The sequence below is a fragment of the Methylobacterium aerolatum genome, from assembly GCF_022179085.1.
Lineage (GTDB): Bacteria > Pseudomonadota > Alphaproteobacteria > Rhizobiales > Beijerinckiaceae > Methylobacterium > Methylobacterium aerolatum.
The window spans coordinates 18241-41458 of sequence record NZ_BPQE01000017.1; the positions used below are offsets into that span (position 1 = coordinate 18241).

The 23218-nt window shown below is 73.2% G+C and carries 19 protein-coding genes; 7 read left to right on the forward strand and 12 right to left on the reverse strand.

Features of this window, described 5'->3' with window-relative positions:
* Positions 1-60: 60 nt before the first annotated feature.
* Positions 61-702, forward strand: coding sequence for a DedA family protein (locus MFF06_RS12000; RefSeq protein WP_238204057.1), 642 nt, complete (start codon positions 61-63; stop codon positions 700-702).
* Between the two features lie 11 nt (positions 703-713).
* On the opposite strand, the gene MFF06_RS12005 is transcribed toward MFF06_RS12000, so the two are convergent.
* Positions 714-1511, reverse strand: coding sequence for a restriction endonuclease (locus tag MFF06_RS12005; RefSeq protein ID WP_238204059.1), 798 nt, complete (start codon positions 1509-1511; stop codon positions 714-716).
* A gap of 161 nt (positions 1512-1672) precedes the next feature.
* Between MFF06_RS12005 and MFF06_RS12010 the strand changes: the two genes are divergently transcribed.
* Positions 1673-4411 (forward strand): bifunctional acetate--CoA ligase family protein/GNAT family N-acetyltransferase, encoded by a 2739-nt coding sequence (locus MFF06_RS12010; RefSeq protein WP_238204061.1) that lies wholly within the window; start codon positions 1673-1675, stop codon positions 4409-4411.
* Here the strand turns inward: MFF06_RS12010 and MFF06_RS12015 are convergent.
* From MFF06_RS12015 to croR, 9 genes are all read right to left on the reverse strand, one after another.
* Positions 4390-5517, reverse strand: coding sequence for a glycosyltransferase family 2 protein (locus MFF06_RS12015; RefSeq protein ID WP_238204063.1), 1128 nt, complete (start codon positions 5515-5517; stop codon positions 4390-4392). The two genes, MFF06_RS12010 and MFF06_RS12015, sit on opposite strands and share 22 nt — an antisense overlap.
* A complete protein-coding gene (locus tag MFF06_RS12020) occupies positions 5514-6266 on the reverse strand; it encodes a lysophospholipid acyltransferase family protein (protein ID WP_238204065.1) in 753 nt (250 codons plus the stop codon). Before MFF06_RS12020 ends, MFF06_RS12015 begins: the two co-directional genes overlap by 4 nt.
* 415 nt (positions 6267-6681) lie before the next feature.
* On the reverse strand, positions 6682-8220 hold the full coding sequence (locus MFF06_RS12025; protein WP_238204068.1) for a phytoene desaturase family protein: 1539 nt from the start codon (positions 8218-8220) through the stop codon (positions 6682-6684).
* Positions 8221-8542: 322 nt separating this feature from the next.
* A complete protein-coding gene (locus MFF06_RS12030) occupies positions 8543-9751 on the reverse strand; it encodes an ABC transporter permease (RefSeq protein ID WP_238204070.1) in 1209 nt (402 codons plus the stop codon).
* 255 nt (positions 9752-10006) lie between these two features.
* The gene (locus MFF06_RS12035) at positions 10007-10984 is read right to left on the reverse strand and encodes an ABC transporter ATP-binding protein (RefSeq protein WP_238204072.1); all 978 of its coding nucleotides are present in this window, start codon (positions 10982-10984) and stop codon (positions 10007-10009) included.
* A 5-nt stretch (positions 10985-10989) separates the two neighbouring features.
* Entirely contained in the window at positions 10990-11436 is a 447-nt protein-coding gene (locus tag MFF06_RS12040; RefSeq protein ID WP_370876522.1) for a DUF2141 domain-containing protein, read from the reverse strand.
* A complete protein-coding gene (crtI, locus tag MFF06_RS12045) occupies positions 11433-13022 on the reverse strand; it encodes a phytoene desaturase family protein (protein ID WP_238204074.1) in 1590 nt (529 codons plus the stop codon). The genes MFF06_RS12040 and crtI overlap by 4 nt, the downstream gene beginning before the upstream one ends.
* Before the next feature lie 259 nt (positions 13023-13281).
* On the reverse strand, positions 13282-14049 hold the full coding sequence (locus MFF06_RS12050) for a TrmH family RNA methyltransferase (RefSeq protein ID WP_238204455.1): 768 nt from the start codon (positions 14047-14049) through the stop codon (positions 13282-13284).
* 46 nt (positions 14050-14095) lie between these two features.
* The gene (croR, locus tag MFF06_RS12055) at positions 14096-14584 is read right to left on the reverse strand and encodes a 3-hydroxybutyryl-CoA dehydratase (protein ID WP_238204076.1); all 489 of its coding nucleotides are present in this window, start codon (positions 14582-14584) and stop codon (positions 14096-14098) included.
* 245 nt (positions 14585-14829) lie between these two features.
* Here croR and MFF06_RS12060 point away from each other — a divergent pair, with 245 nt between their 5' ends.
* Both MFF06_RS12060 and MFF06_RS12065 read left to right on the forward strand, forming a co-directional pair.
* A complete protein-coding gene (locus tag MFF06_RS12060; RefSeq protein ID WP_238204078.1) occupies positions 14830-15408 on the forward strand; it encodes a cation efflux transmembrane domain-containing protein in 579 nt (192 codons plus the stop codon).
* 8 nt (positions 15409-15416) lie between these two features.
* A complete protein-coding gene (locus MFF06_RS12065) occupies positions 15417-16259 on the forward strand; it encodes a metallophosphoesterase (RefSeq protein ID WP_238204080.1) in 843 nt (280 codons plus the stop codon).
* A gap of 152 nt (positions 16260-16411) precedes the next feature.
* Here MFF06_RS12065 and MFF06_RS12070 read toward each other — a convergent pair whose 3' ends face one another.
* Positions 16412-16735 carry a TM2 domain-containing protein gene (locus MFF06_RS12070; RefSeq protein ID WP_238204081.1) on the reverse strand — a complete coding sequence of 108 codons (324 nt, stop codon included), beginning with the start codon at positions 16733-16735 and terminating at the stop codon, positions 16412-16414.
* A gap of 97 nt (positions 16736-16832) precedes the next feature.
* The gene (locus MFF06_RS12075; protein ID WP_238204083.1) at positions 16833-18278 is read right to left on the reverse strand and encodes a homospermidine synthase; all 1446 of its coding nucleotides are present in this window, start codon (positions 18276-18278) and stop codon (positions 16833-16835) included.
* A gap of 384 nt (positions 18279-18662) precedes the next feature.
* Between MFF06_RS12075 and MFF06_RS12080 the strand changes: the two genes are divergently transcribed.
* From MFF06_RS12080 to MFF06_RS12090, 3 genes are all read left to right on the forward strand, one after another.
* Positions 18663-18839: a hypothetical protein gene (locus MFF06_RS12080; protein WP_238204085.1), complete on the forward strand. Its 177-nt coding sequence runs from the start codon at positions 18663-18665 to the stop codon at positions 18837-18839.
* Positions 18840-19019: 180 nt separating this feature from the next.
* The gene (locus MFF06_RS12085; RefSeq protein WP_238204087.1) at positions 19020-19688 is read left to right on the forward strand and encodes an invasion associated locus B family protein; all 669 of its coding nucleotides are present in this window, start codon (positions 19020-19022) and stop codon (positions 19686-19688) included.
* 123 nt (positions 19689-19811) lie between these two features.
* Complete coding sequence (locus tag MFF06_RS12090; protein WP_370876523.1) at positions 19812-23180, forward strand: hypothetical protein; 3369 nt, start codon at positions 19812-19814, stop codon at positions 23178-23180.
* Positions 23181-23218: the final 38 nt, after the last annotated feature.

The window sequence follows — 23218 nt, forward strand, 5'->3', positions numbered from 1 at the left end:
TGAGGCCACGTTCTGCGGGCTAGGGCTCCGCCCGAGCCCGCCGCCGGCCTCCGAGGACCCATGGCCTTCCTGCACGACCTGCCGATCGCCGACCTGATCGCGAATTACGGCTACATCGCCATCTTCGTGATCATCGCGCTTGAGAGCGCCGGGGTGCCGTGCCCCGGCGAGACGGTGCTGATCTCCTCGGCGGTCTATGCCGGCAGTACCGGCAACCTCGACATCGCCGGGGTGATCGCGGCGGCGGCCGCCGCCGCCATCCTTGGCGACAACGTCGGCTACTGGGCCGGGCGGAGGTGGGGGATGCCCCTCCTGCTGCGCTACGGCCATCTGATCGCCCTCGATCACGGCCGCCTCAAGCTCGGGCAGTACCTGTTCCGGAAGCATGGCGGGAAGATCGTGTTCTTCGGCCGCTTCACTGCGATGCTGCGGGCCTACGCGGCCGTGCTCGCCGGGGTGAACCGCCTCGACGCCCGCCGCTTCTTCGCCTTCAACGCGCTGGGCGGCATCGTCTGGGCGGCGAGCATGGGGCTCGGCTCCTACTATTGCGGCCGCTCCATCGAGACGGTGGCGGGCCCCCTCGGCCTCGGCCTCCTCGCCCTGGTGATCGTGGGCGGCATCGCCCTGTGGCTGTTCGTGCGCCGCCACGAGGCCCGGCTGCTGACCAAGGCGGAGACGGCGATCCCGGGGCCGTTGGCCTGAGGCCGTCCGCCTCACACCTCCAACTCCTCCAGATCGTCGTGGTGCAACAGCAGTACCCCCGTCGCTGCCGCGAGACGGCGGGCGGCGGGGGTGAAGCCGGCGTTCGAGACCACCGCCGCGCGGTCGCCGGACCAGTAGGGGAGGGCGGCGGCCGCCTCCTGTACCGCCGCGTTGCCGACCGGGCGGCCCAGGCGCTTGCACTGGACGACGAGGCGGACCCCGTCGCGGATGGCGAGGACGTCCGCGCCCTGGTCGCCACTCGCCGGGGTGCGGTGGGTGCGCCAGCCCGCGCGGCTCAGGCGTTCGGCGCAGAAGCGCTCGTAGTCGATGCCGTCTTCCGGCGCCTCGTCCTCGTCGGGCAGGTCCACCTCCGCCGCCACGGCCTCGACGATCGCCAAGAGGCGCGGCCGCTCGCGCGCCAGCAGGTTGGCGTGGCGCGGGCCGAGGCGCGGCAGCACCGTGCGGTCGAGGAAGTAGGCGCATTCCCGCTGCCAGCCGTCGTCGATCAGGGTGCCGTAGGCATCCTCGAACCGCTCCTGGCGGCGGCGCAGGGCCAGGGTCTCGGCGTGGCGGCGGGCGATCCGGCGGACGCGGGCGCGCAGGCGGCGCGGCCGGTCGAGGTGGCGGGCCAGGACGGCGAGGAGGGCGAGGCCGGTCCCCGCGAAGGCCATGGGCCCGTACCAGAAGGCCAGGGCGCTGCCCGTCGTGCCCGTCCAGAACAGGCGGGCAACGAGGTTCGGCGAACGGGCCGCCTCCCCGTCGGAGGCGGGAGCGGCGGACGGCCCGCGGCGCGCGGACGGGATCGACATCGGCACCTTTCGGGGGATCGCTGCGGCGCAAAGCCTTGCAGTTCCCCCTTGCCCGATCCTGAAGCTCCGGGGAAAAGCTGTGGATCGCGGGGGCTGCCGGCGCGCCGGGATCGGCGGGGTCGAAGGGCCGGTCCGGCAGCGGGCCCGAGGGCGGGGACGGCATGAGCACCTACCGCTTCGACAAGCTCCTGGCCCCCCGGTCGATCGCCTTCGTCGGCGCCGGGGCACGGGACGGCTCGGTGGGGCGCAGCATCCTCGAATCCCTGCGCCGCTCGGGCTATCCCGGCGCGATCACGCCGGTCCACCCCACGCAGGCCGACGTGGCGGGGCTCGCCTGCGCGCAGAGCCTCTCGGCCCTGCCCGCCCCGCCGGACCTAGTGATCGTCGCGATCCCGCCGGAGGGCGTGCCCGCCATCGTGGAGGAGGCGGGCCGGATCGGCGCCGCCGCCGCCGTGATCCTCACCACCGGCCTCGGCACGGGCCCGGACGATCCCGGGACCCGGGCCCGCATCGCCGCCCGGCGCCACGGGTTGCGCCTGCTCGGCCCCAACAGCGCCGGGCTCGTCGTGCCCGCGCGGCGGCTCGACGCGGCCCTGTTCGCCCACCCCACGGCGCCGGGGGACCTCGCGCTGATCTCGCAATCGGGCTCCGTGGCGGCGGCCATCGTGGAATGGGCGAGCCGCCGCTCCGTCGGCTTCTCGGCGGTGCTGTCCATCGGCCATTCCCTGGACATCGACGCCTCCGATTGCCTCGACCACTTCGCCGCCGACCTCCGCACCCGCGCGATCCTGCTCTGCCTCGACCGCGTGGAGGATGCCCGCCGCTTCATGTCCGCCGCCCGTGCCGCCGCCCGCGCGAAGCCGGTGGTGGTGCTGCGCGCCGGGCGCCACCGGCCCCATCCAGCCTCCGTGGCCGGGCCGGTGGCGACGCATACCGGCGCCCTCGCCCGGCCCGATGCGGTCTACGCCGCGGCCTTCCGCCGGGCGGGCCTGCTCGCCGTGCAGGATCTCGACGAGATGTTCTCCGCCGTCGAGACGCTGGGCCGCCAGCGGCCGTTCCCGGGCAAGCGCCTCGCCATCGTCAGCAACGGCAAGGGCATCGGCCTCTCGGCCACGGATCGCCTGATCGAGCGGGCCGGCAGCCTCGCGGAGATCCCCGCCTTCGGCGCGCGCCCGGCCGGCAACCCGGTCAACCTCGGGATGGATGCGGGCGGGCCGACCTTCGCCGAGGCGTTGGCCCCGCTGCTGGCGGACGAGGGCAACGATGCCGTGCTCGCGGTCCATGTGCCGACCATCCGCTCCGATGCCGCCGCCGTCGCCGGCGCCATCGCCGGGGCCGTTCGCGAGGCGCGCCAGGGCCAGACGCGCCGGAAGCCGGTCTTCGCCGTCTCCCTGGGGGAGGCCGAGGCGGTGCGCGAGACCTTCTCCGCCGCAGGGATCCCGCATTTCTCGACCGATTCCGAGGCGATCGAGGGCTTCCTCCACCTCGTGCGCTACCGCGAGGCGCAGGACGACCTGATGCGCACCCCCGACTCCCTGCCCCGGGATTTCACCCCGGACACGGAGGCGGCGCGGCGAATCGTGGCCGACGCCCTGCGGCAGGGGGCGTCCTGGCTCGATCCGATCGCGGTGGGCGAACTGCTCTCCGCCTACCGCATCCCGGCGGTGCCGCTGACACTCGCCCCGGACAGCGACGCGGCGGCGGCCGCCGCGTGGCCCATGATCGCTGCCGGGCAGGCGGTGGCCCTCAAGGTCGTCTCGCCCGACATCGTGCACAAATCCGATATCGGCGGGGTCCATCTCGACCTCACCGGCGAGTCCGACGTGCGCGAGGCCGCCCGCCGCATCCTCAGCCGCGCCCGCCGGGAGCGGCCGGATGCCCGCGTCACCGGGTTCGCCGTGCAGCCGATGGTGCGCAAGGGCCGCCGCCGGGAGCTGATCGCGGGTCTCGCGGAGGATCCGGTCTTCGGTCCCGTCGTGGTGTTCGGCCGGGGCGGCACCGCGGTGGAGGTGATCGACGACCGGGCGCTCGGCCTGCCGCCCCTCGACCTGACGCTCGCCCGCGACCTCATCGCCCGCACGCGGGTCGCCCGGCGCCTCGACGCCTACCGCGACGTGCCCGCCGCCGACCTGCCGGCCATCGCCCTGACGCTCGTGAAGATCGCCCAGCTCGCCGCCGACCTGCCGCAGGTCCGCGAACTCGACATCAACCCCCTTCTCGCCGACGAGACCGGCGTTCTGGCCCTCGACGCGCGGGTGCGGATCGGCCGGATCCCGCAGAGCCGCACGGGCGACCGTGACCGCCGGGGCGGTGGCCATCCGGGCTTCGCCATCCGCCCCTACCCGGCGGAATGGGTGCGCACCCTCAACGTGAAGGATCGGGTGGTGCGGGTCCGTCCCGTCCGGCCTGAGGATGAGGACCTCTTTCGGGCGTTCTTCGAGAACCTCGATCCCGAGAGCCTTCGCCTGCGCTTCTTCGGCCCGGTGAAGGCCTTCAGCCACGCCTTCCTCGCCCGGCTGACGCAGCTCGACTACGCCCGCGCCATCGCCTTCGTCGCCGTCGAGATCGACCCCGACGGGCGGGAGAGGATGCTCGGCGCGGTGCGGCTCCACGCGGACGCCAACCACGACAGCGGCGAATACGCCATCGGCGTCGGCCGGGACGCACGCGGCACCGGCCTCGCCTTCGCCCTGATGCGGCTGATGATCGATTGGGCCCGCTCCGAAGGCATCGGGCGGGTCGAGGGGAGCGTGCTCGCGGAGAACCGGGCGATGCTCGCCGTCTGCCGCCGCCTCGGCTTCACGCAGATGCGGGACCCGGAGGATCAGGGGATCCTGAAGGTGACGCTGCGGCTCGGCCCCGCCGACCGCGCCGCGCCTCAGGCCCCGCCGACCGGGTAGCTGCGGCCCTTCCACGTCGCCGCCCCGGCGCGCTCCCGGCGCAGCAGGACGTTCCACTGGATCGCCAGCGCCACGGCGATGGAGACGGGATGGAGGGGGATCGTCGCCGCCGGCTCGCGGGTGGCCAGCGTGATCGCCGCACGGGTCCCGAGCGACAGGGCCGAGGCGGCGCCCGCGAGCGCCGTCGCCTCCGGCGGCAGCAGGCCGAGGAGGCCGAGGCCGAGGAGCGGCAGCGGCAGCAGGTGGCCGAGGCCGAGCAGCGCCGTCCACAGGGGGAGCGCCCGGGGCGTGGCGAGGCCCTCGTGGGCGTTCTTCGAGAACCCCGCCCAGGCAGCGGGGAAGGTGTCGTACATCCGGCAGGTGGCGAGCTCCGCCCCCGCCACGAGGTCGGTGCGGTAGCCGGCCCGGCGGAACAGGGGCGCGAGGCGCACGCCGTCGTGCAGGAAGGCGCGCACCGCCCCGTGACCCCCGGTGGCGGCGTAGGCTTCCGCATCGAACAGCACCATCTGCCCGCAGGCGGTGGCGAGCGACGGGTTCGGCAGGCGCCGCATCAGCGGCATCGGCAGGTAGCCGACGAGCAGGAAGTTGATCATCGGCACGGTCAGGCGCTCACCCGACGTGTCCATGCGCTGGCGCGGTACGGCGCTGACGAGGGCCGTGCCGGTGTGGCGGGCGCGGGCCGCGAGGGCGGCGGCGGCGGACGGCTCCAGGGTGACGTCGGCATCGATGAAGAGCAGCCAGCGCCCGCGTGCCTGCGTGGCGAGGTGGGCGCAGGCGTGGTTCTTCCCCGTCCAGCCCTCGGGCAGGTCCGGGACGGGGGCGAGCCGCAGGCGCGGGTCGCCGATCCCGGTCACGATGGCGGCGGTGGCGTCCGTCGAGTGGTCGTCGCCGACGATCACCTCCACCGGGACGCCCGTGCTCGCCAGCGCCGCCCGCACCGTGCCCGCGATGTTGCCCGCCTCGTTCCGGGCGGGGATCAGGATCGAGACCAGCCCGTCGTCGGGCTCCGGCGCGGGGGTCTTGAGGACGAGGAGGTTCGCCACCGCCACGCCCGCCGACAGGAGGGCCGCGAACACGCAGAGCAGGGCGAGGAGGGTGAGGATCACGGCGGCGACTTTCCGGCGCTGCGGTGGGCGGGGTCGAAGGACCGGCCCCGCAAACGGGCGGCGGTAGCCCGCCACAGGTCGTAGAGCCCGCCGACGCCCTTTCGCCCTGCGAGCAGGGGACGGAACCGGTCCGGCTCCCGGCTCATCACGTCGGCGCCGAGGCGGTCGAGGGTGTCCGTGAGCACCCCCTCGAGGCGGGCGAGGCGCTCGGGCCGGGGCAGGGCGGCGAGTTCGCCCGCCGTCATCGGCGGGCCGAAGGCGGCGAAGGCCTCGGCCCCGCGCTCCTCCCAGAAGGCGTATTCGAGGGCGAGCGGCACGAACAGCGCGTCGGGCGCGAGTTCCGCCAGCCGGGCGACGCCGGGACGCAGGCCCAGGGGCCGGACGCGCACGTCCTGGAAGCGCCCCTGGGCGGTGATCCACAGCACGGCGCCGGGCCGGGTCAGGATCGCGCGGGCGGCGGCCAGGAACTGCGCCCCGCCGCGCGCCGTTTCCAGATCGACGCCGAAGGCGCCCATCCGCTCGAAGATCCGGTACTTGGCGAGCATGGCCGCGTCGAAGGGCGCGCGGTGGTCGCGGCCGGGATAGAGGCGGTTTGCCAGCAAAATAATTACTGCGGCGTCCCACCACGCGGGGTGGTTGCAGTAGATAATGAGGGGACCCGGATGCGCGGCCGGCGGCGGCGCGCTCCAGTGCGGCTGGCTCAACCCGTCGAGATGGCGGCGCAGGAAGCGGGCGAACCACAGCCCCATGAAGCGCCAGAGGGCGGGGGAGACGGGCGGTACGGAGCGCGACGTTTGCCCTCCCCCCTTTGCGGCGCGATGGGTTGGCGAAGGCGGCGGAAGTCCCGTCACCGCATCATCCACCCAGCCGACCGGACGTGACGCCCCCCTCTCCCCGCCAGTGGGGAGAGACCCGTTTGCACCGCGTCGGGCAAACGGGAAGCGGAGGCGAAGCCGCAGCGGCGGCGAAGAGGCTTGCCGGATGAGGCTCGTCCCGCGTGCCCCCTCATCCCCGGCTGCCGCCCCGCTTCGGCGACATCCCAAGTCGGGCCCGCCCGACTTGGGCAACGAGGATCGGATCTCGGGCAAGCCCGAGGTCCGTGGTCACCGAAGCCCTCTCCCCGCAAGCGGGGCGAGGGGTTCCCACGGCGAAGTCCGTGCTTCCTCACGCCGACTTCCGCTCCTGGCCGCCGGCTCCCCGCGCATCCGCGTCCAGCGCGTCGGCGGCGATCCAGCCGGACATCATCACCATCGGCATCCCCGGCCCGGGATGGGCGGCGCCGCCCGCGAGGTAGAGGCCGCGCACCTGACGGGAGCGGTTGCCGGGCTTGAAGGCGCCCATCACCTTGCCGTGGGAGGCCAGCCCGTAGATGGCACCGTTCAGCACCTTGTAGCGCTCGTGGATGTCCTGGGGCGTCAGGTGGCGCTCCACCACGATCCGGTCCTCAAGGTCGGTCAGCCCGGCGGTGCGCTTGAGCTTGTCGATGATGGTCCGGCGGTAGTTCTGGAACAGCGGCCCGTCCGGGCGCCAATCGTGGTGCGGGCGCAGGTACGGCGTGTGGACAAGGACGTAGAGCGCCTCGCCGCCCTCGGGCGCCACCGAGGGATCGGTGGAGGAGGGAGCCGCGAGGTAGGCCGTCGGGTCCGGGGCGGGCTCGCCCTTGCGGTAGATGTACTCAAACTCCTCCTCGGGATCGCGGGAGAAGACGAAGTCGTGGTGGGCGAGGTGCTCGTAGCGCTCCTTGAGGCCAAGATAGAGCACCACGCCGGAGCAGGCCGGCTCGGGGTTCTTCTTCTCGAAGGATTTTCCGGGTTCGCCGCCGATGAGTTCCTTGTAGGTCCTGACCGAATCCATGTTCGAGATCACGGCGTCGAACGCCGTGGTGCCCTCGGCCGTGCGCACACCGCGTACGGCGCCATTGGCGGTCTCGATGCCCGTCACCTCGACGCCCGGCTTCAGGGTGGCGCCGAGTTCGCCCGCGAGCTTGGCGAGCCCCTCCGCCACGGCGCGGGTGCCGCCCATCGGGTACCAAACGCCTTCCGAGGTCTGCATGTGGGCGATGGCGCAGAGCACGGCGGGGGCGCCGTAGGGCGAGGAGCCGACATACTGCACGAAGTGGTCGAGCATCTGCGCGAGCCGCGCATCCTTGACCTTGCCGCGGATGGTGGAGGCCACCGAGGCGTGCATCCGCAGCGACAGCACGTCCCGCAGAGTGCCGGGGTTCATGTTCTCGCGGATGTTGATGGTGTCGAACAGGTCTTCGACCGGCTTCCAGAAGAAGAACTTTTCCGAGACCCCGTGCAGGTGCTCGGAAATGGAGATGAACTTTTTGTAGCCGTCCCCGGTGCCGGGGGCGAAGCGGTCCATCTCGCGGGCCATGGTGGCCACGTCCTGCATCAGGTCGATGCGGGTGCCGTCGTCGAAGAAGCAGCGCCATTGCGGGTCGAGGCGGCGCAGGTCCATGTAGTCGTGCACGGAGCGACCGGCCTCGCCGAAGATGCGCTCCAGCACCCGGGGCACGGTGAGGATGGTCGGCCCCATGTCGAAGCGGAAGCCGCCCTCGTGCAGCACGGCGGCCTTACCGCCGAGCCAGCCGTTCTTGTCGTAGACGGTGACGCGATGGCCTCGGGCGGCGGCGACGCAGGCGGCGGCGAGTCCCCCGAGCCCAGAGCCGATGACGGCGACGCTCGAATCCTGGCTCATGAGGCGGGTACGCTCCGATCGGACGGGGCAAAGGGCCCGGCCCTGAAAGCCCATTCCGACGCAGCGGATACCGGTCCGTCGCAGGAATGCGCGTTGCAACGATGATCCGGAGCCGGTCGCGATCGCAGCGAGATCGCGGCTAGCCCCAGGGTGAAGCTAGACATGGGCCGTTGGCGGTCAACGTGCCCAGCCGTCGCGGAGAACGGTATCCCCGTCGTCTTTGCGAGCGGTGCGAAGCGATCCGGGGCGGACGCCTCGTCCGCCGACGGCCCGCTGCCCCGGGCCGCTCCGCGTCGCTCGCGATGGCGGGACGGCGATGCCATCAGATCGGCCGTCTCGCGACGCCCGCCAGCGCCACGCCGATCCCGGCGAGCGCCAGGGCGGCGAGTACCGCCAGGGAGGGCAGGGCGGCGGCGAAGCCGTCCCCGAGGGCCGACTGGTAGGCCTCGATCGCCCAGGCGTTGGGGGTGAGCCAGCCGGCCTGCTGGAGCCAGGGCGGCATCAGGAAGCGCGGCACCATCGAGCCGCCGACGGCCGAGAGCAGGAGCACGCCGAAGGTCGCGGCCAGGTGCGCCTGCTGCCGGGAGGCGGCCAGCGCGCAGGCCGCCAGCGCCAGCCCCGCCGCCATGGCCGAGACGAGGAGGCAAGCTGCCAGGAAGGCGGGCCAGTGCGGCCCGATCTCGACCCCGTAGAGGAGGGCCGCCGCGAGGAAGATCAGCCCCGCCTGGACGACGCCCTGCACCGTGAGGAAGCTGAACTTGCCGAGCACCACGACGGGCAGCCCGCCGGGCCCGGCCATCAGCCGGTCGCTTAGGCCCGATTCGCGCTCCTCCACCAGGGAGAGGGCTCCCTGCATGGCGGCGAACAGCAGGAACACGGCGGTGATCGCCCCGGCATAGTAGCTCACCCGGGCGTTGGCGGTGCCGGCGGCGGTGCTCGTCCGCTCCACGAGGTCGGCGAAGGAGAAGGGCTCCTTCTTGGCGCGCTGCTCGGCGAAGGCTTCGTCGAGGAAGCGCCGCTCGTCGGGGCCGATCTTGCCGCTGCGCTCCACGTCGGCCACGACGCGGGAGAGCACCACGTCGGGCAGGGCCTCGTTCAGCACCCGCTGGAGCTGGCCCAGCGCGATGGGCGTCGCCAGCGCCTTGGCGGGGTTCTCGACGAGCACGACCGGCTTGTCGGCCGGGGCGGGCGTATCCCCCGCGGGGCGGGCCAGGAGATCCCCACGCAGCGCCAGTGCCACGTCCACCTCCCCGGCCCGGACCGCATGGGTCACCTCCACGAGGTTCGTCGCCGGCAGGCGGGTGATGCGCAGCGACGGGTCGGCTGACAGCGCGTCCATCAGCCGATGGGTGGCGGGCGAGCCGACGAAATCGGCGAGGCCGAGATGGATGCGGATCCGGTCGCCGATGGCGCCGGAGAAGATCGCCGCGAAGATCGAGAAGATCACGGTGGGCAGCACGAAGGCCATCACCAGCGCCGCCCTGTCGCGGAGCAGGGACAGCAGCATCACCCGGAAGGCGGCGCCGATCATGGGGTGAGCCCTCGGGCGCGGTGTTGCAGCATCTCCCTCGCCCCGCTTGCGGGGAGAGGGCTGACCGCCCCTCGTCGGGGGCGAAGCGAGGCGGCAGCCGAAGGTGTGGGGGTGGCCAGGATGAGATTCATCCTGTCGGCCCCCACCCCATCGCTTCGGCTGCGCCTCCGCTTCCCGTTTGCTCGACGAGGTGCAAACGGGCCTCTCCCCGCAAGTGGGGAGAGGGGGACCGGCGCTCGATCCGGCGTAAACTCCTCACGGCCGCTGACCCGATGCCACCAGCGGCCGCACCTCCGCCTCGCCGACATCGCGCGGCCGCAGGGCCTCCACGTAGAGGGTTTCCAGGCGCGGCGAGCGCACCCGCACCTCGCCCACCGGCACCCCCTGGGCGCGGAGCGTGCCGAGCAGCGCTGCCCCGTCGAGGCCAGCGCGCTCGCTCGTCCGCCAGCGCAGGCCGGAGACCCCGGCCGAGGCGAAGCCCGCCCGGCGCAGCACCTGCTCGGCGGCGGCGTCGGGGGCGGCGTCGAGGATCAGTTCCCGCTCCGGTGGGCCGGTGCGGAGCCGGGCGAGGAGGTCGGCGAGCCGTCCCTCGCGCACGATCCGGCCCTGCGCCAGGAAGGCGACCCGGTCGGCCAAGCGCTCGGCCTCGGGAAAGTCGTGGGTGGCGATGAGGATCGCGGTGCCCTGCTCGCGCAGGCGGTGCAGCACCGCGTGGATCGCGGCGCGGGCGGCGAGGTCGACGCCGTTCGTCGGCTCGTCGAGGAGAACCAGGGCGGGCTGACCGATCAGGCCGGCGGCGATGTTGACCCGGCGCTGGTAGCCGCCGGACAGGGTCATCACCACCCGGTGCGCCACCGCCTCGATGTCGGCGAGACCCAGGGCCCGGTCCACGGCGGCCCGGCGCTCCCGCCGGGGCAGGCCGGCGAGCTGGGCGAAGACGGAGAGGTTCTCGGCCACGGTCAGGCGGGGGTAGAGGGCGATCTCCTGCGGCACCCAGCCCACCGCCCGGCGGGCCGCCCCGGCCCGGTGCGGGTCGGCGCCGCCGACGCGGACGGTCCCGGCCTCGGGACCCAGGCGCCCGGCCACGAGGCGCATCAGCGAGGTCTTGCCCGCGCCGTTCGGCCCGAGCAGCGCCAGGGTTTCGCCCGCCTCCAGAATGAGATCGATGCCGTCGAGGACCCGCCGCCCTCGCAGGGAGAGGGCGACGTTCGTCAGGACCGCGACCGGCGGCATCGGCCTCAGCGCCTCGGCAGGGCGCGGGCGAGGCGCACGCGCAGCGCCACACCCGGCTCGCGCAGGGAGAAGGCCGCCTCGCGGAAGTCCGGGCGGCTGCGGCGCCCGGGCTCGCCCGAGAAACCGTAGGGCTCCAGGGGGAGGCCAAGGGGCGTGCGGTCGAGCTGGCCGCTCCGGTTGGTGTCCTGGAACGCCGCCACCGCGTAGACGCCGGGCGGCACGTTCTGGAAGACGACGCGGGCCTCGCCCCCCTGGGGCTGGACCTTGTCCCCCTCGTTGCAGGCGGAGCCGCTCAGGCCTCCCTGACAGAGGGCGACGAGGATGGGCCCGCCGCCGGGCTCGGCCCCGTCCACCTCGACCTCGACCGTCGCCGCCCGGGATGCGGTCGCCCAGCCCACGGCCGGGAGGATCGCCAGCAGCGCGGCGGCGCCGAGATGCGCCGGGCCCCTCAAGACACCTCGCCCGGCGCGGCCAGGGGGGCTGTCTCCGGCAGGCCGGCATTCTCCGCCGCGCGGGCGCCGGCCAGTTCCTCGATCAGCAGCTTCGCGGAGATCCGCGCGCCCTCGTAGATCACCGGCAGGCCCGAGCCAGGATGCGTGCCGCCGCCGACGAGATAGAGGCCCGGTCCGAAGCGGTTGTGCGGCCGGAACCACAGCATTTGCCGCAACTCGTGCGAGAGGTTGAAGGTCGCCCCCTCGTGGACGGCGAAGTCGCTCTCCCACTCGGTGGGGTCGATGATCCGCTCGTAACGGATGCGGTCCTCGATGTCGTGCAGGCCGAGGAGCTTCAGCCGGTCCAGGGCGAGCTTGCGGTAGGAGGCGCGGATCGACGGCCAGTCGATCCCGGCCTTCAGGTTCGGCACCGGCACGAGCACGTAGAGGGCGGTGTGGCCGGGGGGCGCCATGCCACCGTCGGTATAGCCCGCGTGCTGGACGTAGAGGGAGGGCTGCATCGGCAGCGTCCCCTCGGTGATCTCGCGGATGTTCTTCTCGTACTGCTCCGAGAGCAGGATGGTGTGGTGCGACAGGCTCTCGGGCACGGTGCCCTCGATGCCGAGGTAGAGCATGAAGGTCGAGCAGGAGAGCCGGGCGTCGGCGATCTTGGCGTCCTTCCAGCGGGGGCGGCGCTCCTCCGGCACCAGGGCCTTGGCTACCTTGGCGAAATCGCCGTTGATGACCACCGCGTCGGCCCGGAAGGTCTCGCCGTCCACCACCACGCCGTTGGCGCGGCTGCCGTCGAAGGTCACGCGCTCCACGTCGGCGCCGAGGCGGACATCGACGCCCATGCGCCGGGCGAGGCCGGCCATCGCCTCCGAGATCGCGCCGCAGCCGCCGATCGGGTGGTAGACCCCGTGCTCGTATTCGAGGAACGAGAGGATCGTGAACAGGCTCGGGCAGCGGAAGGGGCTCATCCCGAGGTATTTGGTCTGGAAGGAGAAGGCGAGGCGCACCCGCGGGTCGCTGAAGTGGCGCCTGAGGTCGCGGTCGACACTGCGGCCGGGGTGCAGGTAGGGCAGGGCCGCCAGCATCGCCGGGCTTGCCATGCTGAGGAAGCGGTGGAACGGCTGCTCCAGCACCGGCTTGAAGAACTGGAGCTTCGTCCGGTTCTCCGAGAAGAACTTCTTGACGTTCTTCGCGTCGTCGGGGGCCAGCTTGGCGATCTCGGCCTCCAGCCGGTCGAGGTCGCCGGTGGCGCGGATCTCCCCGGAGACACCGCCGTTGCCCTCGAAGACGAGGTGGTACTGCGGATCGAGCCGCTCCAGCGTCACGTGGTCTTCGAGGCGCTCGCCGCAGCTCGTGAAGATGTCCGCGAGGATCTGGGGATAAAGGAAGAAGGTCGGGCCGATGTCGAACTTGTAGCCGCCCGGCGCCTCCACCGTCTTGGTGCGCCCGCCGACTTGGCTGTCCTTCTCGAACACGGTGACGTGGATACCCGCCCGGGCCAGCAGGAGCGCGGTGGCCAGTCCACCCGGCCCGGCGCCGACCACGGCCACCCGATGCCCGGAGAGAGCCCTCAACCCGTCACGCGCCTGCAGCAACTCACTCGTCTCCCAACCTCACGACCGTGAGGCCAAGCTAAACTCGCATGTTTCGTCTTCAATTGCAGCCCATTGTCGCGCGCAGGAATGCGGATGAATTTTCGAGGTTCCGTCGAAGGGCTCTGCCGTCCCCGCAAGGCCCCTTCGCCCTCGGCGCACGGGCGAGGGGAGGCGGCGGGCCGGATCCCCGCCGGGGAGGGGGCCGGCGGGAATCGCCTCGGCCCGGCGCGGGGCGAGGCGTGCCTTTCGCGCGGGACGGTTACCGTTCCGTATTGAACCCTCGGAGCCGTCCCTGCGCCCGGGCGACGGCGTGGAGGGCGATTCCCGCCGCCGTGGCGACGTTGAGCGAATCAAAGTCCCCCGCCATCGGGATGCGCAGGCTGCGCGCCCGGCCGAGCAGTGCGGCCTCCAGGCCGGGACCCTCCGTGCCGAGCAGCAGCAGGGCGCGGGCCGGGAGCGGCGCCGCGCCGAGTTCCTCTCCGGCGCCGGGGCTCAGCGCCAGGGCGTCGAGGCGCAGGCGATCGGCGAGGGCGAGCCAGTCGGCGCCCGCCTGGAGCCGGGCGAAGGGCGTGATCAGCGCGGCCCCGGCGGAGACCCGGATCGCCTTGCGGTAGAGCGGATCGCAACTCGCCGCGTCGAGCAGCACTGCGTCCGCGCCGAAGGCCGCCGCGTTGCGGAAGGCCGCGCCGACGTTGTCGTGGTTGGTGAGCCCGGCGAGCCCCAGGACCAGGGCCGGGCCTTCGGGCGGCACCAGCGCCTCGGGCGCGGGCGCCTCCCCGCGCAGGCCGATGGCCAGCACGCCCCGGTGGATCGGGAAGCCCGTCACCGCGCTCATCACCGGCTTGTCGGCGAGGTAGACCGGCGCCGGGCAGTCGTCGGCCTCGCGGGCGAGGCCCGGCAAGCGCTCGGGGGCGAGGAGAACCGATTCGGCCCGGAAGCGCGAGCGCGGCCCCAGCAGCAGCCGAAGGGTCACCTCGCCCTCCACCACGAACCGCCCCGCGCGCCCCACGAGGTCGCGCTCGCGCATCCGGGCGTAGGGGTCGAGGCGCGGGTCGGCCGGATCGGTGAGGGTCTCAGGCCTCACTGGGGGGAATGCGGCTCCGCTCCATCCGCACGGCCAGCGGGTCGGCCTCGGCGCGGTTGGGCACCTTCACCCAGGCTTCGCCGTCGAGGACGCTCTCGCCCGCCACGGAGCAGAGGCAGGCGAGCCGGGCGCGGCGGCGCTCGGGCATCAATTCGGCCACCGTCACCGTGACGTCCACCGTGTCGCCGATGCGCACGGGCGCGCGGAAATTCAGGGTCTGCGAGATGTAGACGGCGCCCGGCCCCGGCAGGCGGGTGCCCAGCACCGCCGAGATCAGCCCGGCGGTGTAGAGGCCGTGGGCGATGCGGGTGCCGAACGGGGTCCGCGCGGCGAAGTGCTCGGAGAGATGGATCGGGTTGCGGTCGCCGGTGATCTCGGCGAAGCCCACCACGTCGGAGGAGGCGATGGTCTTCGTGAGGGTCTCCGACAGACCGACTTCCAAGTCCTCGAAATACAGGACGCGCAGTTCCGGCAGCATGGCTCGACGAAGCCTCCGTGGGCGGCCGATCGTGCTGTCGGCCTCTGACCACGGGCGTGGCACAGGCGCGCGCCCGAATCCACCCGGACCAAGGCGCAACTTTCTTGAGGCGCCTCGCGACTTTTTCTGACGCGTGCCGCCTCGACAGGGCGGCCGCGCCGGGACAAGAGGCGGTCTGCCGCCGAACCGCCGTCCCGGCGGGCGGTGCCACGACGGCTCGGACGAGACGACCGGAGCGAGATGCCGTGACCGCCGCCCTGCGCCCGGTGGTCGCCCGCGTGGCGGCCCTCAACTTCGCGTGCTTCTTCCTTGAGATCGCCGTCGCCCTGGCGATCGGCTCCGTGGCCCTCGTCATGGACAGCCTCGACTTCTTGGAGGACGCGGCGATCAACCTCCTGATCGTCGCCGGGCTCGGTTGGAGCGCCCGCAACCGGGCGCGGCTCGGCACCGGGATGGCCGTCCTCCTCGTCCTGCCCGCGCTCGCCGGCGCGGTTGCGGCCTACGAGAAGTTTTCGGATTTCACGCCCCCGGCCGCCCTGCCCCTGGTGCTGACCGGGCTCGCCGCCTTCGCGGTCAACCTCGCCTGCGCGACGATGCTCGCCCGGCACCGTACCGGCTCGGGCAGCCTGACCCGCGCGGCCTATCTCTCCGCGCGCAACGACACGGTGGCCAACCTCGCGGTGGTGGCGGCGGGGCTCACCACCATCGCGGTGCCCTCGCCCTGGCCCGACCTCGTGGCGGCGGCGCTGATCGCGGTCATCAACGCCGATTCGGCCCTCGACATCCTCCGCGCCGCCGCCGCCGAGCGGCGCGCCGCCGGGTGAGGCACCTCATGCGCATCTTCCCGCTCTCCGACCTGCATCTCGAGCGCCGACGCCTCGACCTCATCCCCCTGCCGGAGGGAGAGTTCGACGTCCTCGCCTGCGCGGGCGACCTCCACGAGGGGCATCCCGAGCGCGGCCTCGCCGCCCTGCTCCACCTCGCGCAGGGGAAGCCGGTGGTGCTGGTGCCGGGAAACCACGAGCGCTACGCGCCGACGGGCGACCCGCGCACGGCGCCCCAGCTCCTGGCGGTGCTGGCGGCCGAGGTGGAGCGCCTGAACGGGCTCGGCGCCACGATCCATTTGTTGCAAGAGAGCGCGAGCGTGGTGCTCGGCGGCGTCCGCTTCCTCGGCGCGACCCTGTGGAGCGACTGGACGCTGGCTTCCCGCTGGCTCCGCGAGGACACGCCCGGCCGCCCGTCCGATCCCATCGCCTTTGCCGCCGCGCGGATGACCGATCCGGTCACGGGCTCGCGGGAATATCTCGGGGCGATCCGCAAGGAAGACGGCAGCCCCTGGCAGCCCGCCGACGCGATGGCGGCCTTCCTCGCGGAGCGGGACCGCCTGCTCGCCGCCCTCGCCGTCCCCCATGCGGGGCCGACGGTCGTCCTCACGCACCACCCGGCGAGCCCGCTCGCCGCCGACCGGTTCCGCGAGGCCCCCGGCGTGCCGTGGTGGGTCCCGGCCTTCTACGCGACCACGCTCCTCGACGACCTGCCCGACGCGGCCCGGCCGGACCTCTGGATCTCCGGCCATTTCCACGCCGGGCACGACCTGCGGATCGGCCGCTGCCGCTGGGTGGCGAACCCGGTGGAAGGCGCAACCTACCGGGCGGATGCCGCCGTGGCGGTGTGAGGGGTTCTTCGCATCGACAGGCGGGCCAAGCCGGCCGTGTTCACCTCCGTCATTGCGAGCGGAGCGAAGCAATCCAGGGACGCGCCTCCTCTGGACGCCGGCCCTCCGCCCCTGGATTGCTTCGCTGTCGCTCGCAATGACGGCAAGGGATCTCAGAACCGGAGCGCGGGACCCGTGCCTGTGAGGATCGCGGAGGTGGTGGGGGCGACCTGGCGGGCGAATCGCTGGCGGAGTTCCGCCTGCTTCGCGCGCACCATGCGGGGGATCAGGAACAGGTCGATCACCAGCCAGATGAGGCCGACAACCAGCATGTTCAGCACGAGCTGGCAGATCGCGCTGCCGATTCGCCCGAGGTAGAACCGGTGAGCGGAGACGAACCCGAGGAAGAACCACAGCAGATACGCCGCCACGACGCTCGGGCCCTCGTTGGTGACCCGCTGCTCGATCAGGATCTGCTGCTCGACCGTGGAACTCATCGCCGCCTTCCCCATGGGAACGGCCGAGATTGGTACGCGCGGCCGGCGATGACAAGGCGCCGCCGCCCCGGATGGCGGGACGGCGGCGGAAACGCTCTCAGCGATGCACGAGCACGTTGCGGAACTGCCAAGCGTCGCTTGTGTCGATATCCTCCGGGAACAGGCCCGGACGGTCGGTGAGGGGGGTCCAGTCGGTGTACACCCCGACCACCGGGCCGAGATACGGCGTCTGCACTTCCAGGCAGCGGCGGAAGTCGATCTCGTCGGCCTCCACGATGCCGGCCTCCGGGTTCTCGATGGCCCAGACCATCCCGGCGAGCACGGCCGAGGTCACCTGAAGGCCGGTGGCGTTCTGGTAGGGGGCGATGCGGCGGGTTTCCTCGATGGAGAGCTGCGAGCCGTACCAGTAGGCGTTCTTGGCGTGGCCGTAGACCAGCACGCCGAGTTCGTCGATGCCGTCGACGATCTCGTTCTCGTCGAGGATGTGGTGCTTCTCCTGCACCTTGCCGGCGTTGCCCCACATCTCGTGGAGGGAGAGCACGGCGTCGTCGGCCGGGTGGTAGGCGTAATGGCAGGTCGGGCGGAACACCGCCTTGTCGCCCTCGCGGACCGTGTAGTAGTCGGCGATCGAGATCGCCTCGTTGTGGGTCACGAGGAAGCCGAACTGCGCGCCGACGGTGGGCACCCAGGTGCGGACGCGGGTGTCGGCGCCGGGCTGGAGCAGGTAGATCGCGCAGCGCGAGCCCTTCTCTTGCTCGCGGGCGTTCTCCGGCTTCCACGTCTCGTTGGTGCCCCAGCCGAGTTCGGCGGGCTGGTTACCCTCGGAGACGAAGCCCTCGACCGACCAGGTGTTGACGAAGACGCCGCGCGGCTTCGGATTCTTGGCCCGCTGCGTGTCGCGCTCGGCGATGTGCACGCCCTTCACGCCGAGGGTGTGCATCAGGGCCGCCCACTCCTCGCGGCTCTTCGGCTCGGGCGTGGTGATGCCCGTGTCCTTGGCGATGTTGAGGAGCGCCTGCTTCACGAACCACGAGACCATGCCCGGGTTGGCGCCGCAGCAGGACACGGCGGTGGGGCCGCCCGGCTTCTGCGCGCGGGCGTCGAGGATGTCCTGGCGGAGCGCGTAGTTGGTGCGGTCGCCCTGGCTGCGGGTCTTGTCGAAGTAGAAGCCCGGCCACGGCTCGGCGACGGTGTCGACGTAGAGGGCGCCGAGTTCCCGGCACAGCTCCATGATGGCGCGCGAGGAGGTGTCCACCGACAGGTTCACGCAGAAGCCCTGGCCGCCGCCCTCGGTGAGCAGGGGCGTGAGGACATCGCGATAATTCTCGGGCGTCAGCGCCACGGTCTCGAAGCGCAGGCCGTGCTTTTCGGCCAGCGCCTTGTGGGTGTCGACGGGGTCGATCACCGTGAAGCGGGCCTTGTCGTAGTCGAAATGGCGCTCGATCAGCGGGAGCGTCCCGCGCCCGATCGACCCGAAGCCGATCATCACGATGGGGCCGCTGATGCGGCCGTGGTTCGGCCAGCGCGTGGGCGCGTCGGTCATGCTGCTATCCTCGGTCTGACGGGCGCCAGGGGCGCCGCGATGGGGCACGGGGCGGCGGTAGGCCGCTCGCGTGACAGTTCCGCGACGGACAACAGGCCGGGGCGCCCCTGCGGAAGACCCCTCGCGGGAATTCCGGCAAGGGCCCAGCCGGGTTCCATCGCGCAGGCCCGCTCCATGGCGTCTCGTTTCCGAAGGGTCAACTGCCGGGCGGAGACTCCACCCGGTCACCGGCGCGTTAACGCCACGGCCGGTAGCCATGCGTCCGCTGCATGATCAGGCCGCCGCGATCGCCGTTGGAGGTGAAATGCGGATGGCTCATATTGCGATGCAGCAGGCATCACAACCGCCGCGGAAACGTCCGAGCCTATCGACACCGGAGTCGTCATGCTCGCTCTCATCGCCACCCAGACCCCGACCCCCGCCGAGGAAGCGGCCGACCGCGACCCCGGGTTTCTCACCCTCGCGATCTCCCTGATTCGGGCCGCGCGCCACCACCTGAACTATGCATTCGCGTGCCATTGCGACCTGATGGCGAAGGCCGGCGGTCCCGAGCCGCTCTGAGGCCGCGCCGGGCGTCCATCGCCCGGGAGCGCACGAGGTTTTGCGGCGCCGCGCGATTGCACCCGGTCCGGCCAAGCGCTAGGCGGCGCACTCGATCCGTTCGTCCGAGGACCCGAGCCCATGCCGCCCGCGCCGATGTCGCCGAAACGCGCTCCCGCCCCCGCTCGCCGGACCGGAGCGATGTCCCTCGCGGCGATCCTCGTGGCGGCCGCGGCGCTCGCGGCTCCGGTGGCCGTCTCCGTCCCTGCCACGGCGCAGGATGCCGAGCCCGAGGCGGCGGCGCCCGCCCCGGCGGCGAAGCCGAAACCCAAGCCCAAGATCGAGCCCAAGCCGAAGCCCGCCGCGACGCAGGACGCGGCCGGGAAATCCGCCCAGAAGGCCGCCCCGGGCTCCTCGCCCTGGCCGGCCGGGGCGACCAGCGTCAGCGAGAGCTACGGCGACTGGACGGTCTCCTGCGTGAAGCCGCAGGACAGGCCCGCCTGCATCGTCGTCCAATCGCAGGGTGATTCGAAGACGGGCCAGCGCAAGTTCGGCTTCGAGCTCAGCACCCCGAAGGACGGCCGGTCCGAGGGCGTGGTCCTGATGCCCTTCGGCCTGTCCATCGAGGCCGGGATCGCCTTCAAGCTCGACGAGCAGAATCTCGGCAAGGGCGCGCCCTATGCGAGCTGCTCCGCCGAGGGGTGCATGGTGCCGATCAGCTTCCCCACCCTGGCGACGGACGGGATGCGCGCCGCCAAGACCCTGACGGTCACCGGCCAGAAGGCCAACAGCAGCGAGCCCGCCGTCATCTCCGTGCCCCTCATGGGCTTCCCGGCGGCCTTCGACCGGGCCGTCGCCCTCGGCGGCTGAACCGGTCCGATCCGTCGGTTACGGTTAAGCCGCCATTAGCCCCGCTGGGGCAGGATGCGGGTCGATGTGGCGTCGAGGCGTCGCGGCCGCGGGCCGTGGGCCGGGAGCGGGTCGGCTCGAACGATGGGAGCTTTGCGCGGGAGATCCCCGACAGGTCGCGAGGGGCGGCTCCGCCTGCGGCTCGGCCGGAAGGCGCGCGCGGCGACCCTCTCGGCGGCGTTGGCCGCCGCCCTCGTCGGCCTCGGCATCGCCCCCGCCCTGGCGGCGCGGCTCGTGGCGGCCAAGGGCACGGAGGCCGAGGGCTATGGCCGCCTGCTCCTGACCTTCGACAAGCCGGTCACCGTCAAGGCCACGGTCTCGGGCGGCGTGCTGATCCTCGGCTACGGCGAGAGCGTGAAGGCCGGGCCGGAGCGCCTGACCGAGGAGATGCCGGCCTACCTCGCCGCCGTGCGCCGCGACCCCGACGGCACGGGCCTGCGCCTCGCCCTCCAGCGCCCCTTCAAGGCCAGCGTCCAGAGCGCGGGCGAGCGCGTCTTCATCGATCTCCTGCCCGAGGGCTGGAAGGGAATGCCGCCCTCCCTGCCGCAGGACGTGGTGGCCGACCTCGCCCGGCGGGCGCGTACCGCCGAGGAGGCCCTCCAGGCCAGGGTGCCGGTGCCGCCGCCGAAGCCCCTGGCCCTCACCATCGCGCACCTGCCGACCCTCACCCGGTTCTCCCTGCGCGTGCCCGAGGATGCGGTGGCGACCGTCGAGTCCGACGGCCCCTCGACCCGCCTGCGCGTGTCGGGGCGCTACGTGGTGGATGCCAGCGCCATCCGCGCCCGGCCGCGTCCGGGCGTGACCCGGATCGCCACCGACGCGGACGAGACCTCCGCCAGCGTGACCATCACCCCGGCCGAGGATTACGCCGTCACCGCCGAGCGGGAGGATGGGGTCTATCTCCTCGACGTCGTCCGCAAGACGCCCGCCCCGGCGAAATCCACCAGCGTCGAGATCCCCGCCGACGCGCCGGCGCCCAGGGCGGTGCCGGCCCGTGAGCCGGCAAAGGACGTGGCCAAGGACACGGCGAAGGACGGCGCCGCCGCCCCGGCCGCGCCCGCCAAGCCCGCCCCGGCCACGGTGCCCACGCGGGCGGCGGGGTCGGGCCTCGTCTTCCCCTTCGCCCGGCTGCCCGCGGCCGCGCTGTTCGAGCGGGGCGGGCTCGCGGTCCTCGCCTTCGAGACGGGCGACCCCATCGCCGTGCCGCCGCCGGGGAGCACCGGCCTGCGTCCGGTCGGCGAGCCCCTGCGGGCCGGTCCCCTCACCGTCCTGCGCTTCGCGGTGCCCGCCGGGCGCCTGATCGACCTCGCCGCCGTCACGGTCCCGGGCGGCGTCGCCTGGGAACTCTCGGCGGGGGAGGGACTCGCCCCGAGCAGCACGCTGGAGCCCACCCGGCGGACGAGCCCGTCCGGCCAGGTCGCCATGACGGTGCCGCTGCCGCAGCCCGGCGCCGCCAGCTGGATCGACCTCGACGGCGAGCGGATCGCCGTGGTGCCCTCCGCCGCGATCGAGCCGGCGGGCAACCCCAAGAGCCGCCGGTTCGTGGATTTCGAGATCCTGCCGGGGCGCCAGGGCCTCGCCGTCCTGGCGGGCGCGGACGACCTCGCGGTGCGGTCCGACCTCGACGGGGTGCTCATCGGCCGCGAGGGCGGGCTCGCCGCCTCCACCGCGCCCAAGCGGCCCGAGGCGGTACTGGACGCACCCGGCGCCCTCGTCGTGGACCGGGCGGCCTGGGAGAAGGCTCGCCTCGGCAACGTCCGCGAGACGCTGCGCGGCCTCTTCTCCGACGCGGTCTTCGCGCCCGCCATCGAGCGCGGCCCGGCGCGGATGGCCTATGCCCGCGCGGCCATCGCGAACGGGTTCGACCTCGAGGGCCTCGCCGCCCTCGAGGCGGCGTCGGACGACGTCCTCGTCGCCGAGAACCGGGAGACGATGATCCTGCGCGGCCTCGCCCTGGTCCGGGCCGGCCGGAACGCGGAGGCGCTGAAGGCCCTCTCGGTCCCGGCGCTCGCGGCCGATCCCGAGGCTGCCCTCTGGCGCGCGGCGGCCTCCGCCGGCCTGGAGGACTGGAAGACGGCCGAGACCGGCTTTCTCAAGGTGCTGCCCCTGGCCGAGCGCCTGCCGGCCGAACTCGCCGACACGGTGCGGACCCTGGCGGCGGAGTCGGCGATCGAGACGGGCGACGCCGAGACGGCGGCGGCCCGGGCGGTGGCGGGCTCGGGCCAGACTCCGCTGATCCGCGACCGGCTCGCCCTCGTTCGCGCCCGGGCCGCGGAGGCGACGGGGCAGAACGCGGCCGCCCTCGACGCCTACGGCAAGCTCGCCGAGGCGGCGGAGCGGCCGGTGGCGGCGGCCGCCGCCCTGCGCGGCGCCCTCCTCGCCAACGCAACCGGCAAGATCGACACCCCCGCCGCCATCGAGCGCCTGGAGCGCCTCGCCATCACGTGGCATGGCGGACCCGTCGAGGAGGCGCTGAACGCGGGCCTCGCCCGCCTGTCCCTGGCGGATGGGCGCTGGCGGGCGGCCTTCACGGCGGTGCGCCGGGCGAACACCCTCGCCCCCAACTCCCCCGTCTCGCGGGCGCTGACCACCGAGGCCCAGGCCGCCTTCGAGGATCTCTACCTCGGCGGCAAGGGCGACAGCCTGCCCGGCGTCGCGGCGGTGGCCCTGTACTTCGATTTCAAGGAACTCGCGCCGATCGGGCGCCGGGGCGATGCCGTGGTCCGGCGCCTCGCGGACCGGCTGGTGGGCCTCGACCTGCTCGAATCGGCCTCCGAACTCCTGCAGTACCAAGTCGATCAGCGCCTCACCGGCCAAGCCCGCTCCGCCGTGGCGGCCAAGCTCGCGACGGTGCTCTTGATGGACGGCAAGCCGATGCGGGCCCTCGCCGCCCTCGAAACCACCGACATGCCCGAACTGCCCACCGAACTGCGCCGGGCCCGCTCCCTGGTCCGCGCCCGCGCCCTCTCCGACCTCACCCGCACCGATCTCGCGCTGGAGGCGGTCGAGGACGAGTCCGGACCCGACGTGTCGCGCCTGCGCGCCGACATCCTGTGGAGCGCCCGGCGCTGGCGCGAGGCCGGCGAGGCGCACGAGGCCCTGCTCGGCGAGGTCTGGCGCGGGGGCGGGCCCCTGGACGAGGCCGCCCGCGGTGACGCCATCCGCGCGGCCATCGCCTACGACCTCGCCGGGGAGAAGCTCGGCCTCGAGCGGCTGAAGGCGAAGTTCGCCGGGCCCATGGCCCAGGGGCCCGACGCGCGGACCTTCGCCCTGCTCACAGCCGACGGGGCGACGCGCAGCCCCGGCTTCCGCACCATCGCCGCCCGGGCCACCAAGGCCGAAACCCTGTCGGCCTTCCTCGCCGAATACCGCAAGCGCTATCCCGAGGCCGCCGTGGCCGACCGGGGGACCGCCCCGAAGGCCGAGGCCCCCGCCGAGAGCCCGCCGGGGTAGAGGGGGTGCCGGGCGGGCCGGCCCGCGGGATCGCCCTC